Genomic DNA, 15,119 nt, shown 5'->3' on the forward strand with positions numbered 1-15,119 from the left:
AGGCGCTTCAGGGCGTGGCCTGCACCTGCTCCTGCGGCAGGTAGATGCGCGTCAGACCGCGCGCAATCGCCTCCACGATCTGCTCGCGCCGCAGGCCGATGTGCTCGGCCATCAGGCGCTCGCTGGCCTGGGCGTCGCGGTCGCTCAAGGCCTGCAGGATTTCCAGGTGCTCGTGCTGGGTGGAGGCGCGCCCCACGTTCTCCATGTCGATCCACCGGATGAAGCGGATGCGCTCGTTCAGGCTCACCAGCATGCGCCGCAGCTCGGCATTGCCAGCCATGTCGGCAATGCGCAGGTGAAAGCCCTCGTCCAGGTCCACCAGCTGCCGCACCGGCGTGTCGGAGGCCACGCGCTGGCTCTGCTCCAGATAGGCCCGCGCCTCGTCGATCTGGGCATCGGTGGCGCGCTCCACGGCCAAGCGCACGCATTCGCGCTCCACGGCCACGCGGGCCTCGTACAGGTCCAGTGACTCCTTCACGTCCAGCTCGCGCCGCATGTAGCCGCGGCTGGCGGGCAGCAGAAAACCGTCGGCCACCAGCCGCGTCAGTGCCTCGCGCACGGGCGTGCGGCTCACGCCCAGGCGCAGCGCCAGTTCGCTCTCGCTCAGGCGCTCGCCCGGTTTGAACTCGTAGGAAATGGCCATGTCACGCAGCGTGCTGTAGACGCTGGAGCCCCGTTCGTGGCGGATGTTGGAGATTTTCATGGCGCCATTGTGCCCTCTGGCGCTTTGGATGATTTTAAGTATACTGAAATGGATTCTTAAAAACCCCTCAGCCAACCTGCCCGGAGACTCCCGACATGACCACCGCTTTCAATGGCGCCGACGCCATGGTCCGCATGCTTCAGCTCAACGGCGTCAAGCACATCTTCGGCCTGTGCGGCGACACCAGCCTGCCCTTCTACGACGCCATGGCGCGGCTGGACCACGGCATGGACCACATCCTCACGCGGGACGAGCGCAGCGCCGGCTACATGGCCGACGCCTATGCGCGCGTCACCGGCAAGGTGGGCGTGTGCGAAGGCCCCAGCGGCGGCGGCGCCACCTACCTGCTGCCCGGCCTGGCCGAGGCCAACGAGTCCTCGGTGCCCGTGCTGGGCATCACCTCGGACGTTTCCGTGGGCGCGCGTGGCAAGTTCCCGCTGACCGAACTGGACCAGCAGGCGCTGTACAGGCCGCTGACCAAGTGGAATACCACCATCGACCGCGTGGACCAGATTCCGCATGCCGTGCGCAGCGCCTTTCGCGCCATGACCACGGGCCGGCCCGGCGCCACCCATATCTGCCTGCCCTACGACGTGCAAAAGCACGCGCTGGATCCGGCCGATGTCTGGGCCCAGCCAGGGCATGACCGCTATCCCGCCTACAGGTCCGCGCCCGATCCGGCGGCCGTGGCCGAGGCGGCCGACCGCCTGGTGGCGGCACGCTCCCCCGTGCTGATCTGCGGCGGCGGCGTGCTCATCGCGGGCGCCGGCGCCGCGCTGGATGCGCTGGCCACCCTGCTCAACGCGCCCGTGTGCTCCAGCGTCAGCGGCCAGGGCAGTCTTGCCGGCAGCCATCCGCTCAATGCCGGCGTGGTGGGCACCAATGGCGGCGTCGAGGCCACGCGCGCCGTGGTGGCGCAGGCGGACCTGGTGATGTTCATCGGCGCCCGGGCCGGCTCCACCACCACCGAGCACTGGCAGATGCCCTCGCGCAAGGTGACCATCGTCCATCTGGACGTGGACGCCATGACCATAGGCACCAACTACCGCACCGACGTGGCCCTGGTGGGCGACGCCCTGCTGGGCCTGCAGGCGCTGCACGCGGCCGTGCAGCAGCGCATCGCCCGCCGCCCCGCCGATGCCGCGGACGGCGCCGCGCTGGCGGCCACCGCGCGCGCCGCCAAGCAGGCCTTCTTCGCGCCGCTGGCGGCCTCGCTGGAGCGCCCCATCAAGCCCGAGCGCGTGGTGGACACGCTCAACCGCCTGCTGCCCGCGCGCGCCATCGTGGTGGCCGACCCCGGCACGCCCTGCCCCTACTTCACGGCCTATTTCGACGCGCCCCAGGCCGGCCGGCACTTCATCACCAACCGCGCGCACGGGGCGCTGGGCTTTGCCATGTCCGCCGGCTTTGGCGCAGCCATCGGCCAGCCCGATTCCGTGGTGGTCGCGGTCATGGGCGACGGCAGTTTCGGCTTCACCTGCGGCGAGCTGGAAACCATCGTGCGCCGCAACGTGCCGCTGAAGATGATCGTGTTCTCCAACAGCGTGTTCGGCTGGATCAAGGCCAGCCAGAAGTCCGGCTACGATGAACGCTACTTCTCCGTCGACTTCAACCGCACCCACCATGCCCGCGTGGCCGAGGCCTTCGGCGTCAAGGCATGGCAGGTGCATGACCCGGCAGACCTCGAAGCCGCGCTCAAGGCTGCGCTGATGCACGACGGCCCGGCGCTGGTGGATGTGATCTCGCAAGAGCTCCAGGACACGGCCGTGCCGGTGAGCCAATGGATGGGTTGACGCCAGGCCCCACGCACAGACCCCCTCTCCCCTCTGCCCGTCAATGCGCTTGAAAAGGAGTTTCCATGCCCTGCCGCCCTTCACGCAGCCCTACACGCAGCCCTTCACGCCACCTCTACCGCCGCCAGCTGCTGCTGGCCATGGCCGCCGCATCCCTGCTGGGGCCGGCGGGCACGGCGTTCGCGCAGAGTGCCGCCCCGCTCAAGCTGGTCATCACCTTCCCGCCAGGGGGCAGCACCGACATCGCCGCGCGCATACTGCAGCCGCGCCTGGGCGAGGTGGCCGGGCGGTCGGTGATCGTCGAGAACCGCCCCGGCGCCGCCAGCCAGATCGCCACCCAGTACGTGGCCAAGTCGGCCCCGGACGGCAACACCCTGCTGTTCAGCTTCGACACCCATGCCATCAATCCCATCGCCAAGTCCCGGCTGCCCTACGACACCTTCAAGGACTTCACGGGCGTGTCGCTGGCGCTTCGCTTTCCGCTGGTGATCGGCGCCTCGGCCTCGGTGCCCGCCAAGGACCTGGCCGGCTTCCTGGAGCTGGCGCGCCGCAACCCGGGCAAATACAGCTACGCATCGACCGGCCTGGGGTCCATGAACCACCTGGTGATGGAAGACATCAAGCGCCGCTCGGGCACCTACGTGCTGCACGTGCCCTACGGCGGCGGCGGCCCGGCCGTGCAGGCCGTGCTCGGCAATGTGTCCGACCTCACGCTGCTCAGCTACGCGGCGCTGCGCGGCCAGATTTCGGCGGGCAAGATCAAGCCGCTGGCGGTGACCGGCCTCAAGCGCCTGCCCGAGCTGCCCGACGTGCCCACCGTGGCCGAATCGGGCTTTGCGGGCTTCGAGGCCTATTCGTGGATCGGCGTCTTCGCGCCTTCCGCCACGCCGGCCGCCACGGTGCACAAGCTCACCGAAGACTTCCAGGCCACGCTGAACACGCCCGACATCCGCAGCAAGCTCATGCAGTCGGGCTTCGAAGTCATGGCCACGGACGGACCCGCCCTCGACCGCTGGGTGCGCCAGGAATATGAGCGCTGGGGCCGCTTCGTGCGGGACAACAAGATTCAGCTCGAAGACTGAGAATCCGGACGGCCCCCCCTTACAACACAGGAGCATTCATGGCACTTCCGCTGGACCACATCGTCATCGCCGTGCAGGACCTCGAGGCCGCCGTGGCGGACTACCGCGCGCTGGGCTTCCAGGTCGTCATCGGCGGCCGCCATCCGGGCCGCACCTCGCACAACGCGCTGATCGTCTTTGCCGACGGCGCCTACCTGGAGATCATTGCCTGGACCGCTCCGGCCCCTGAAGAGCGCTGGTACCGCACGCTGCGCGACCATGGCGAAGGGCTGGTGGACTTCGCCCTGCTGCCCCAAAGCACCTCCCAGGCCCTGGCCGAGGCGCGCGGGCGGGGGCTGGACACCCTGGTCGGCCCCGTGGACGGAGGCCGCGTGCGCCCCGATGGCGCGCAACTGCTGTGGCAGACGGCGCGCCACGCCACGCCCGACCTGCCCTTCCTGTGCGGCGACGTCACGCCGCGCGCGCTGCGCGTGCCCGAGGGCAGCGTGCGCGAGCATCCCAACGGCGCGCTGGGTGTGGCCTCGCTGACCGTCGCCGTGCACGACCTGGACGCCAGCCTGGACCGCTACCGGGCGCTGCTGGGCCCGGGCCTGCCGCTGGAGAAGCTGGACAACCAGGGCGCGCGGCTGGCATTGCCGGGGTTCGACCTGCTGCTGCAAGGCGCGCAGGCACTGGCGGCCTGCGACGCACTGCGCCAGCGCCTTGCCACGCGCGGAGAGGGCCCTTGCGCGCTCACCCTGCGCCAGCGGCCCGGCGCCCCGGCACAGCCCCTGGACCTGGCCGCCAGCCATGGCGTGGACATGCGCTGGCACGGTGGGAACACGCTCTAAACTCTTCGTTTTCCTTCTCCACCGCCACCAGCATGAACACCGTTTCCACAGCCTCTCCTGTCATCGCCTTCATCGGTGGCGGCAACATGGCCAGCGCCATCATCGGCGGACTGATCGGCCAGGGCCAATCCGCAGACCGCATCGTCGTCGTCGAACCCTTCGAGGCTGCACGCGACGCGCTGCGCACGAACTTCGGCATCACGGCACATGCCGATGCCGCGGCCGCCGCCAGCGCGCTGGACGGTGCCGGCATCGTGGTCTGGGCCGTCAAGCCCCAGACCTTCAAGGAAGCCGCCCAGGCCGTGGCGCCGCATACCGCCCAGGCCCTGCACCTGAGCGTGGCCGCCGGCATTCCCACGGACGCCATCGCCCAGTGGCTGGGCACGGGCCGTATCGTGCGCGCCATGCCCAACACGCCCGCCCTGGTGGGCAAGGGCATGACGGGCCTGTTCGCATGCGCCCAGGTCGATGCCGCAGGCAAGAGCGCCATCGAGCAGGTGGTGGCCACCACGGGCCAGTTCGTCTGGGTCGACCAGGAAGCGCACCTGGACGCCGTGACCGCCCTGTCGGGCTCGGGCCCGGCCTATGTCTTCCTGTTCCTCGAAGCCATGACACAGGCCGGCGTGGACATGGGCCTCACGGCCGAGCAGTCCTACCGCCTGGGCGTGGCCACCTTCCAGGGCGCCTCGGAGCTGGCCGCCCGCTCCAGCGAAAGCGCCGAGGTGCTGCGCCAGCGCGTCACCAGCAAGGGAGGCACCACCCACGCCGCCATCACGCACCTGCAGGCGCAGCAGGTGCCCGAGCATTTCGTGGCCGCCATGCGGGCGGCGGAAACACGGGCCAAGGAGCTGGCCGCCGAATTCGGCCGCTGAGTCCGGCGCAGCGCGCCCAGGCACCATGCAAAAGGGAGGCACCGGCCTCCCTTCTTTTTTCAGCGCTGAGCCCTCAGCGCAGCGCAAACCCCAGCGCCACACCCGCGAACAGACTGGCACCGATCCAGTGGCTCTTGCTGAATGCCACGAAGCAGCCTTCGCGCGTGCGGTGGCGGATCAGGGTGAAGTGCCAGATCACCTGGGCCGCAGCCACGGCCAGGCCCAGCCAGAAAGGCCAGGCCAGGCCGAAGGGTGCCAACGCCCAGACCGTGAGCAGGCCGCAGAGCACGAAGAAACCCATGACGGCCGCCACGTCGAAGCGGCCCAGGGTGATGGCCGAGGTCTTCATGCCGATCTTGAGGTCATCGTCGCGGTCCACCATGGCGTATTCGGTGTCATAGGCCAGCACCAGGAACATGTTGGCCAACCACAGAATCCAGGCCGTGGCGGGCACCTGCCCCTGCACGGCGGCGAAGGCGATGACGATGCCGAAGTTGAAGGCAATGCCCAGGAAGGCCTGGGGCATGGCGAAGAAGCGCTTGGTGAACGGGTAGAGGATGGTGAACAGCACGGCGGGCACGGACCAGGCCACGGCCTCCCAGCGCGTGGTCAGCACCAGGCCCAGCGAGACCAGGGCCAGGGCCGCGCCCAGCAGCGCGGCCTCCTTCACCGAGACCAGTCCCGAGGTGATGGGGCGCTGCGTGGTGCGCTTGACGTGGCGGTCGAAGTCGCGGTCGGCGATGTCGTTGATGCAGCAGCCGGCGCTGCGCATCAGCACCGTGCCCAGCACGAAGACCACCAGCAGATGCCAGCCCGGAAAGCCGCCCGCCGCCACCCACAGTGCGGCCAGCGTGGGCCAGACCAGGACCAGCCAGCCGGCCGGCCGGTTGAAGCGGACCAGGTCCAGGTAGAGCGACAGTTTGCTGCGCCGGGGCGCAGGCATGGGCGTAGAGGAGGAGGTAGGCATGGCGTCTGGGCGCCGATGGCGGCCGTGGGCCGACCATCGCACGCATCACATTCGAAAATGCCCGCATTGTCGCCGCTGGGCGGGCGGGCTCGGCGGCGCGCCTCAGCAGCGCCTGCCGGCAACGCGGGTTTGCGCCCACTCCACGGCACAGATCACCAGCGCCATCCAGGCCAGGCCCAGCAGCCAGCCAGCCAGCACATCGCTGGCATAGTGCACGCGCAGCACGACGCGGCTGGCGCCCACGCCCAGGGCAACGGCCAGGGCCGCCAGGCCCACGCACCAGCGCCAGGCAGGCCGCAGGTACGGCAGCAGCAGCCAGGCCAGCATCAGATAGAGCACGAAGGTGCCGGCGCTGTGGCCGCTGGGGAAGCTGAAGCCGCCCTCGGGTACCCAGCCGCCCACGGGGCGCGGGCGGCCCACGCTGGTCTTGATGGCGCGTATCCACAGGCCGACTCCCGCCGTGGCCACCACCCAGGCGGCCGCATGCAGCCAGTCGCGGCGCCACAGCAGCAGCGCCAGCACGGCAACAGACAGCGACACCATCCAGCCCACATGGCCCAGCTGGGTAAAGGCGACCACGGGGCGCACCCAGGCATCGGTGGCATGGCCAGCAAGCCACTGGTGCAGGGCATCGTCCAGCACCGGCCAGTCGGTGCAGGAGGCGCAGCCTGCGGGCTGGCCCAGGCCCAGCATGTCGCGCACCATCACGCCCAGGGCCAGCGCGGCCAGCAGGCCCACCGCAACCAGGCCCTGCCATGCGGCGCGTGGCATGGGCAGGCCTGCATGGCGCAGCCGCGCGGCGGCGGGCAGGCGCAGGTAGAAAAAAAGGCCGCCCAAGGCGGCCAGTACCAGGCACAGGCCGCTCGTGGCGGCGTGTGCGTCAATCCAGGTCCGGAGCATGCGCGGTCATCACTCCCGGGCCGTGGCAGGTGCTTGGGACATGTGCAGCATCACTCTTCAAGCAGGGCACGCAGCATCCAGGCGGTCTGCTCATGCACGGTCAGGCGCTGGGTCAGCAGGTCGGCCGTGGGCTCGTCGCTGGCCTTGTCGGCCAGCGGGAAGAGGCTGCGCGCCGTGCGTGCCACGGCTTCATGGCCTGCCACCAGGATGCGCACCATCTCCAGGGCCTTGGGCGGATCGTGGGGCACGTCGGCCAGGCTGGTGAGCTTGCCGAAGTCGGCATAGGAGCCCGGTGCGAAATGGCCCAGGGCGCGGATGCGCTCGGCGATGGGATCAACGGCGTTCCACAGTTCCGTGTACTGCCCCATGAACATGGTGTGCAGTGTGTTGAACATCGGGCCCGTGACGTTCCAGTGGAAGTTGTGCGTTGTCAGATAGAGCGTGTAGGTGTCGGCCAGCAGGGCCGACAGGCCCTTGGAGATGGCGGCACGGTCCTTGTCGCTGATGCCGATGTGGATGGCGCTGGAGCGCACGGACACCGGTGCGACATCGGCCGTCGCTGCCTGCACGGTCTTGGCGGCCTGCACGGCCTCTGGCTTCTTTGCACCGGACTTGTCTTTGCTGGCATTTTTGGCCATGGGATCCCTTTCAACTTCGTACGGATGGAATATGCCCCGGGCAGACCGCCCGGAGACCGAAAGCAACGATAACGCAAGCGCGGTGGCCCTGGAGGCACGGCCCGCGCAGCGGTGCAGTCATCAGGACAGGCGTTTGACGCCGGGCAAGGCGCAGGCGTAGACCGCGTTGCGCAGGGCGGCGATGGCCTCGTAGCGCGTGAAGCTGCGGCGCCAGGCCAGGACCACGCGGCGCGTGGGCGGGGCCGAGCCGTCGTCCTCGAGGATGGGCAGGTAGCGGATGTGCGGCTCGTCGGTCTTGCGGCGGCGCGCCGTGGTCTCCAGCGCATCGGCGGGCACGGACAGGCGCGGCACCAGGGTCACGCCCATGCCGGCGGCCACCATGTGCTTGATGGTCTCCAGCGACGAACCTTCGAAGGTGCGGCGAATGCCTTCGGCATTGCTGGCATAGCGTGCGAACTCGGGGCAGACCTGGAGCACATGGTCGCGGAAGCAGTGGCCCGAGCCCAGCAGCAGCATGGTCTCGTTCTTGAGATCGCTGGTGGAGACATGGTCCTTCTGGGCCAGCGCATGGGTGCTGGGCACGGCAGCCATGAAGGGCTCGTCATACAGCGGCGCCAGCGCCAGGCCGGTGTCGGGGAAGGGCTCGGCGACGATGGCGCAGTCGATCTCGCCCGTGCGCAGCATCTCCAGCAGCTTGATGGTGTAGTTCTCCTGCAGCATCAGCGGCATCTGCGGCGTGCGCAGGATGGAGTTGCGCACCAGATCGGGCAGCAGGTAGGGGCCGATGGTGTAGATCACGCCCAGCGTGAGCACGCCCGACAGCGGGTCCTTGCCGCGCTTGGCGATTTCCTTGATCTCGGCGGCCTGCTCCAGCACACTTTGCGCCTGCCGGATGATCTCCTCTCCCAGCGACGTGACCGACACTTCGCCGGCGCTGCGCTCGAAGAGCTTGACATCGAGCTCCTCCTCCAGCTTTTTGATCGCCACGGACAACGTGGGCTGGGACACATAACAGGCTTCGGCGGCGCGGCCAAAATGCTTTTCACGTGCCACGGCCACGATGTATTTGAGTTCGGTAAGTGTCATTGGCGAGCTGTGTCTGGGAGGGAACCTCGGGAAATACGATGGTCTTAGACCTGGAACCTGGGCCGAAACCTTCGTGCAACCAGGCCTTGCGGCCCGGTTGCCGGGGTGCTCCCCTCAAAAGTTCCTGTGCAGACTCTAGGATTTGTCCTATTTCGATTGTGCCAGTCCTCGTCCACGCATGACCACTGCGCGCTCCCCGACCTGCCGGCTTTTTGCATTTATCCACCTAGTGCAGCGGCCGGCGCATCCGGTCGCGCTGCTGCATGAGCTGGTCCATGCCTATCAATGCTGCCAGGCCTATGGCCACGATCACGGTAAAGACGGGAAGGTCCAAAGCGCTGATCACGGCAAAACCTTGCGGCCGAGCATACCGCTGTGTCTCGGAAATGCATACAAAGTCTGCTGCGGCCATGCCCGTGTAATGCATGGAGCATACTGCCGCCCCCATCACGGCAGCCGCCAGCGCCCGCATGCCCAGCGAGCCGGTGCGAAACGACAGCCAAAGAGCGGCGCTGGCCGCCACCACGGCAATGGCCACGGACAGCACCACGGTGGGAACGGACCAGACGATGAAGCCCGGAAAGCGCATGCCGTACATGCCCAGGTAATGCATGAAGGCCACGCCCAGGCCCAGCAGGGTGCCGGCGCCCAGCACGCGCAACCCGCTTTCGGGCCGCCGCGCGACAAAGGCCAGCGCCACCGAGGTCGCAGCGACGGCAGCCACCAGGGACACCAGGGTTTCGACCATGGAGTAGCCCGAGCCCATGCCCAGGTTCAGCGCCAGCATGCCCGTGAAATGCATGGACCACACGCCTATGCCGCCCAGCGCCGTGCCGGCCGCCAGCAGATTCAGCCAGCTGATTCCCGTGCGCCCGCGAATGCGCTGTGCCGCCGTGAGGGCCACGAAGGAGCCCAGCACGGCAATGCCATAGGACAGGGCCACCAGGCCCATGCGCCAGGAGGTCTCGACGAGTTCATTCGCTTGAACGGCTTCATTCATGTGGACGGCTCCTCATTCTCAGAAAGATGGGACAACACAAGAGTGATCACGGCCGTCCTCCCCGTGGGGAAGCGTGGGGAGGAGTGGCAGGCCATCCCCTCCCGGATGGACCTACCCTGTTTTTTGCGACTCAATGTACCAAAATGTCACAAATACTCAATGCCGTCGCCGCGCGCAGATGTCACCGCCAGGACCGCATGAAGCGCTCCCTACCGACAGCTACAACGCACACGCAAACCTTGCCTGGCGCGGGCTGCAGGCCTGCGGAGCAGGCCGCCACCGGGCAGCGCCCGTGCGCGTAAAAATACGTAACAGAAACATCCCGCAAGCAGGGGCCGGCCCATCAGGCCTTGAGGAATTCGGCCTTGCCGCCCAACCAGCGGTCCACATGCCGCTGGGCCAGTTGCGGGTGCTGCTCCAACATGCGAGGCGCCAGCTCGCGGGCCCAGTCGAGCAGCATCAGGTCCTGCTCCAGATCGGCAAAGCGCAGCATGGGAGCGCCTGATTGGCGCGCACCCAGGAATTCGCCCGGACCGCGAATCTCCAGGTCGCGCCGCGCGATCTCGAAGCCGTCGTTGGTTTCGGCCATGGCACGCAGCCGGTCCTTGGCCGTCTCGCCCAGGCGGCCGCTGTCTCCCACCGAATACAGCAGCACGCAGGCCGAAGCTGCAGCGCCCCGTCCCACGCGCCCGCGCAGCTGGTGCAGCTGCGACAGGCCAAAGCGCTCCGCATGCTCGATCACCATGAGCGAGGCATTGGGCACATCCACGCCCACTTCGATCACCGTGGTGGAGACCAGCACGCCCATGACGCCGGCCGAGAACAGCTCCATCACCGCCTTCTTCTCGGCCGTGGGCATGCGCGAATGCAGCAGGCCGACCATGACATCGGGCAGCATCTCGCTGAGGTAGGCGTGGGTGGCCGTGGCGTTGGACAGGTCCAGCGCCTCGCTTTCCTCGATCAGCGGACACACCCAGTAGACCTGGCGCCCCTGAGCGACCTGGGCGCCGATGCGTTCGATGACTTCGTCCTTGCGGCTGTCGGCAATGAGCTTGGTGACAATGGGCGTACGCCCAGGCGGCAGCTCGTCGATGGTGGAGACATCCAGGTCGGCGTAGTAGCTCATGGCCAGGGTGCGCGGGATCGGGGTGGCGCTCATCATCAGCAGATGGGGCTCCATGCCCGAGGCTGCGAGTTTCTGGCGCAGCGCCAGCCGCTGGGCCACGCCGAAGCGGTGCTGCTCGTCGATGACGGCCAGCGCCAGGTTCTTGAACTCCACCTGGTCCTGGATGACGGCATGCGTGCCCACCACCAGGGCCGCCTCGCCGCTGCGGACCAGCTCCAGCATGGCGGTGCGCTCCTTCTTCTTCTGCGCGCCGGCCAGCCAGGCCACGCGCTTGCCCAGCGGAGCCAGCAGCGGCTCCAGCCAGCCGACCAGCTTGCCGAAATGCTGCTCGGCCAGGATTTCGGTGGGCGCCATCAGCGCGCACTGCCAGCCGGCCTCGATGCAGGCCACGGCCGACAGCGCCGCCACTACGGTCTTGCCCGATCCCACATCGCCCTGCAGCAGCCGGTGCATGGGCATGCGGCGCTGCATGTCGGCGAGGATCTCGCCCACCACGCGCTGCTGGGCACCGGTCAGGCCAAAGGGCAACTGGTCGAGAAACTGGCGCGCCAGTCCCTGGGCGCTGTCCATGGGCAATGCGCGCAGCACGGGCGCCCTGAGCCGCGCGCGCTCGCGCTTGGCCTCGTATTGCGACAGTTGCTGGGCCAGCAGTTCCTCGGCCTTCAGGCGCTGCCAGGCCGGATGCGAATGGTCTTCCAGCGTGGCCAGGGCCACATCGGGCGTGGGATGGTGCAGGAACTGCAGCGCGTCACGCAGGCTGAACAGCGGCGGCAGCCCGCCGTTGCCGTGGAAATGGGCCACGGGCGGGTGCTCTCCTGCGGGCAGCGTATCGGAGAGGTCGGCCCGCAGCATGGCCGTGGCCGCTGCGCGGCGGATATAGGCCTGGGGCAGTCCTGCCGCCACCGGATAGACGGGCGTGAGCGCCGTGGGCAGATCCCCCCCGGCCGCGCGGAACGCGGGGTGCAGCATCTGCCGTCCCCAGAAGCCGCCCTTGACCTCGCCGCGTATGCGCAGCCGCGCGCCCACGGACAGGGTTTTCTGGTGCGAAGGGTAGAAGCTGAAGAAGGTCAGCACGCATTCGGCCGTGCCGTCGTCCACCGTGACCTTGAGCATGCGGCGAGGGCGCAGCTGCACTTCGCTGTGGGTGACCGTGGCCTCGATCTGCACCGTATCGCCTTCGCGCGCATTGCGCAGCGCGGTGATGCGGGTCTCGTCCTCATAGCGCAGCGGCAGGTGCAGCGCCAGGTCGATGTCGCGCACCAGTCCCATTTTCTGCAGCGCCTTCTGCGCGGGACTGGCGGCAGGCCTGGCAGCGGACTGTGCAGGCGTGGCGGCCTTGTCGCCCGAAGTGGCCGAGGCCTTGCCGGCCTTCCTGGCGCCGCCCTTGCCTGCGCCAGCCTTTGCCTTGCCGGCGCGCGCGGCCTTGCCACCAGGGGCGTCGCGCCCCAGGTCGGGAAAGGCAGAGGAGACGTTCAGGGGCATGGGCTTTCCTGTTTCAGAACATGCGCGTTGGCTGGCAGCATAGTGTATGAATATACAGGTGTAGGCAACACGCCACGTTCACGCCGGCCGGCCCTGCCCAAAGCACCCTTGACGCCCCGGGTCTCTGGGGAAGCCGCTACCATGCACGCTGACGTTACGTAGTGTTACCCCGCCACCGAATGCCATGTTGAAGCGTATCAATGTCCAGCATGTCACTCTGGGCATGTTCCTGCACGAGTTCTGCGGCTCCTGGATGGAGCATCCCTTTTGGCGAACCCGTTTCCTGCTTCGCTCCGAGGCCGATCTCCAGCGTCTGCGCGCCACCTCCATCCAGGAGGTCTGGATCGATGTGCGCAAAGGCCTGGACGTGGGCGTGCAGGTGCCCTGCCTGCGCTTCGACCCGCAGGACGAGCTTCGCCACCAGATCCCCGACAACGCCCGCCCTGCGTCCGAGCAGAGCACGGCCCCCATCTCCACCGCCACCGAGCTGCGCCGCGCGGCCCAGACCTGCGCCCAGGCCAGGCAATTGCTGAGCCGCCTGTTCAGCGATGCGCGGCTGGGCCGGCCCGTGGACGCCTCGGCCGCCGGACAGCTGGTGGACGATGTGACGGCCTCCGTTGCACGCAATCCCCATGCGCTGATCGGCCTGGCCCGCCTGAAGACCGCCGACGACTACACCTACATGCACAGTCTGGCCGTGTGCGCGCTGATGGTGGCCCTGGCCAAGCGCATGGGCCTGGACGACCACAGCCTGCGCAAGGCCGGCATGGCCGGCCTCATGCACGATCTGGGCAAGACCGCCATTCCGGTGACCGTGCTCAACAAGCCCGGCCCGCTGGACGACGCCGAATGGGCGCTGATGCGCGCCCATCCACGCCACGGCGAGCAGCTGCTGCGCCCGCTGGGCCTGGACGACGAGGTCATCGATGCCTGCCTGCACCACCATGAAAAGGTGGACGGCAGCGGCTACCCCGACGGGCTGCAGCAGGGCGACATCGGCCTGCTGGCGCGCATGACGGCGATCTGCGACGTCTACGATGCCATCACCTCGGACCGGCCCTACAAGAAGGGCTGGCCGCCTTCGGAGGCGCTGCGTCGCATGGCCGAGTGGAGTCCGCGCCATTTCGACAAGCGGCTGTTCGAGCAGTTCGTGCAGACCGTGGGCATCTACCCGCTGGGCTCGCTGGTGCGCCTGCATTCGCAGCGTCTGGCGGTGGTGGTCGATGCCTCGCCGGCCAGCCTGCTGGCGCCGCGCGTCAAGGTCTTCTATTCGCTGCGCCAGTCCTGCCGCATCACGCCGGAGATCGAGGACCTGTCCGAAAGCCAGGGCAACGACCGCATCATCGCGCGCGAAGACCCTGCGGACTGGGACTTCCCCGATCTGGAATCGCTGTGGCTGGAGTTCGAGCGCCAGCCCCAGGCCGCCATGGCCAGGTGACCACCGGCAATTCCGGGGATGACCCCAGGGTTTGCGACAATTGCCAGCTTCCGTTCAACGAACTTGGAACGGGCCATGTCCGGCCCTCAAGCACTGCATGTCCTCCCTGTCCCGTGTGTTCTCGCTCAGCGATTTCGACTTCGAGCTTCCCGAGAAGCTGATTGCCCAGCATCCTGCCGCCCAGCGCAGTGCCTCGCGCCTGCTCGACGGCCGCGACGATGCCAACCCGCCCGCCGACCGCATCTTCCACGAGCTGCCCGATCTGCTGCAGCCCGGCGACCTGCTGGTGTTCAACGACACGCGCGTGATCAAGGCGCGCATCTTCGGCGAGAAGGCCAGCGGCGGCCGGCTGGAGCTGCTGGTCGAGCGCGTACTGGAAGGCAACGACGTCGTGGCCCACATGCGCGTCAGCAAGAAACCCCTGCCCGGCTCGCGCATCCACCTGTGCGGCGGCAAGAACGGTGGCGGCTTCGACGCCGTGCTGCGTGGCCGCTGGCCCGACGAGAACGGCCCGCTGTTCCACCTGAGCTTTGAAGGCCCGCGCGGCGAGACGCCCCATGAGCTGATGGAGCGCTTCGGCCATCTGCCGCTGCCGCCCTACATCGAGCGCCAACAGGAAACCGGCAACGACCCCGATGCCGCCGAAGACAGCGAGCGCTACCAGACCGTCTTCGCGGCCCGCCCCGGCGCCGTGGCCGCACCCACGGCCGCCCTGCACTTCGACGACGCCGTGCTGGCCCGCCTGGCCGAGCGCGGCATCGAACGCGCCAGCGTCACGCTGCACGTGGGCGCCGGCACCTTCCAGCCCGTGAAGACCGAGAACCTGGCCGACCACCAGATGCACAGCGAGTGGTACGAAATCCCGCTGGCCACCCTGGCCGCGCTGGAACGCTGCCGCCAGCGCGGCGGCCGCATCATCGCCGTGGGCACGACCACGGTGCGCACGCTGGAGTCCTGGGCCCAGACGGGCAACTTCTCAGGCGATACGCGCATCTTCATCACACCGGGCTTCGAGTACCAGGTGGTCGATCTGCTGATCACCAACTTCCACCTGCCCAAGAGCACGCTGATGATGCTGGTCAGCGCCTTCGCCGGCTACGAGCAGGTGATGGCGCTGTACCGCCATGCGATCGCGCAGGAGTACCGCTTCTTCAGCTATGGCGACTCCATGCTGTTGAAGAAGAAAAGCACCCCCTGAGCGG

The 15,119-nt window shown here is 68.2% G+C and carries 13 protein-coding genes; 6 read left to right on the forward strand and 7 right to left on the reverse strand.

Going from position 1 to position 15,119, the window contains the following annotated elements:
* Positions 1 to 7: 7 nt before the first annotated feature.
* Entirely contained in the window at positions 8 to 703 is a 696-nt protein-coding gene (locus tag DTS01S_RS01925; RefSeq protein ID WP_016449162.1) for a GntR family transcriptional regulator, read from the reverse strand.
* A 95-nt stretch (positions 704 to 798) separates the two neighbouring features.
* On the opposite strand from DTS01S_RS01925, the gene DTS01S_RS01930 reads away from it, so the two are divergent.
* The 4 genes from DTS01S_RS01930 to proC all read left to right on the forward strand — a co-directional run bounded on the left by DTS01S_RS01930 (position 799) and on the right by proC (position 5,280).
* Positions 799 to 2,496, forward strand: coding sequence for a thiamine pyrophosphate-binding protein (locus DTS01S_RS01930; protein ID WP_061287258.1), 1,698 nt, complete (start codon positions 799 to 801; stop codon positions 2,494 to 2,496).
* Positions 2,497 to 2,561: 65 nt separating this feature from the next.
* The gene (locus tag DTS01S_RS01935; protein ID WP_061287259.1) at positions 2,562 to 3,578 is read left to right on the forward strand and encodes a tripartite tricarboxylate transporter substrate binding protein; all 1,017 of its coding nucleotides are present in this window, start codon (positions 2,562 to 2,564) and stop codon (positions 3,576 to 3,578) included.
* 38 nt (positions 3,579 to 3,616) lie between these two features.
* Complete coding sequence (locus tag DTS01S_RS01940; RefSeq protein WP_061287261.1) at positions 3,617 to 4,408, forward strand: VOC family protein; 792 nt, start codon at positions 3,617 to 3,619, stop codon at positions 4,406 to 4,408.
* Between the two features lie 32 nt (positions 4,409 to 4,440).
* Complete coding sequence (gene proC / locus DTS01S_RS01945; protein ID WP_046242070.1) at positions 4,441 to 5,280, forward strand: pyrroline-5-carboxylate reductase; 840 nt, start codon at positions 4,441 to 4,443, stop codon at positions 5,278 to 5,280.
* Positions 5,281 to 5,353: 73 nt separating this feature from the next.
* Here proC and ubiA read toward each other — a convergent pair whose 3' ends face one another.
* The 6 genes from ubiA to recG form a co-directional block, all read right to left on the reverse strand.
* Positions 5,354 to 6,223, reverse strand: a complete 870-nt coding sequence (ubiA, locus tag DTS01S_RS01950; RefSeq protein WP_046242069.1) for a 4-hydroxybenzoate octaprenyltransferase — start codon at positions 6,221 to 6,223, stop codon at positions 5,354 to 5,356.
* A 126-nt stretch (positions 6,224 to 6,349) separates the two neighbouring features.
* The gene (locus DTS01S_RS01955) at positions 6,350 to 7,147 is read right to left on the reverse strand and encodes a phosphatase PAP2 family protein (protein ID WP_061287263.1); all 798 of its coding nucleotides are present in this window, start codon (positions 7,145 to 7,147) and stop codon (positions 6,350 to 6,352) included.
* A 50-nt stretch (positions 7,148 to 7,197) separates the two neighbouring features.
* Entirely contained in the window at positions 7,198 to 7,785 is a 588-nt protein-coding gene (locus tag DTS01S_RS01960; RefSeq protein ID WP_016449155.1) for a Dps family protein, read from the reverse strand.
* Positions 7,786 to 7,905: 120 nt separating this feature from the next.
* Positions 7,906 to 8,871 carry a LysR substrate-binding domain-containing protein gene (locus tag DTS01S_RS01965; RefSeq protein ID WP_016449154.1) on the reverse strand — a complete coding sequence of 322 codons (966 nt, stop codon included), beginning with the start codon at positions 8,869 to 8,871 and terminating at the stop codon, positions 7,906 to 7,908.
* Between the two features lie 226 nt (positions 8,872 to 9,097).
* Positions 9,098 to 9,871 (reverse strand): MHYT domain-containing protein, encoded by a 774-nt coding sequence (locus DTS01S_RS01970; protein WP_043789162.1) that lies wholly within the window; start codon positions 9,869 to 9,871, stop codon positions 9,098 to 9,100.
* A 343-nt stretch (positions 9,872 to 10,214) separates the two neighbouring features.
* Positions 10,215 to 12,479, reverse strand: coding sequence for an ATP-dependent DNA helicase RecG (recG, locus tag DTS01S_RS01975; protein WP_061287265.1), 2,265 nt, complete (start codon positions 12,477 to 12,479; stop codon positions 10,215 to 10,217).
* Positions 12,480 to 12,663: 184 nt separating this feature from the next.
* Here recG and DTS01S_RS01980 point away from each other — a divergent pair, with 184 nt between their 5' ends.
* Positions 12,664 to 13,917 carry an HD-GYP domain-containing protein gene (locus DTS01S_RS01980; protein ID WP_016449151.1) on the forward strand — a complete coding sequence of 418 codons (1,254 nt, stop codon included), beginning with the start codon at positions 12,664 to 12,666 and terminating at the stop codon, positions 13,915 to 13,917.
* Between the two features lie 97 nt (positions 13,918 to 14,014).
* Complete coding sequence (gene queA, locus DTS01S_RS01985; RefSeq protein ID WP_017406467.1) at positions 14,015 to 15,115, forward strand: tRNA preQ1(34) S-adenosylmethionine ribosyltransferase-isomerase QueA; 1,101 nt, start codon at positions 14,015 to 14,017, stop codon at positions 15,113 to 15,115.
* The last annotated feature ends 4 nt before the right edge of the window (positions 15,116 to 15,119 follow it).

The organism is Delftia tsuruhatensis NBRC 16741 (assembly GCF_001571325.1).
Taxonomy (GTDB): Bacteria; Pseudomonadota; Gammaproteobacteria; order Burkholderiales; family Burkholderiaceae_C; genus Comamonas; species Comamonas tsuruhatensis.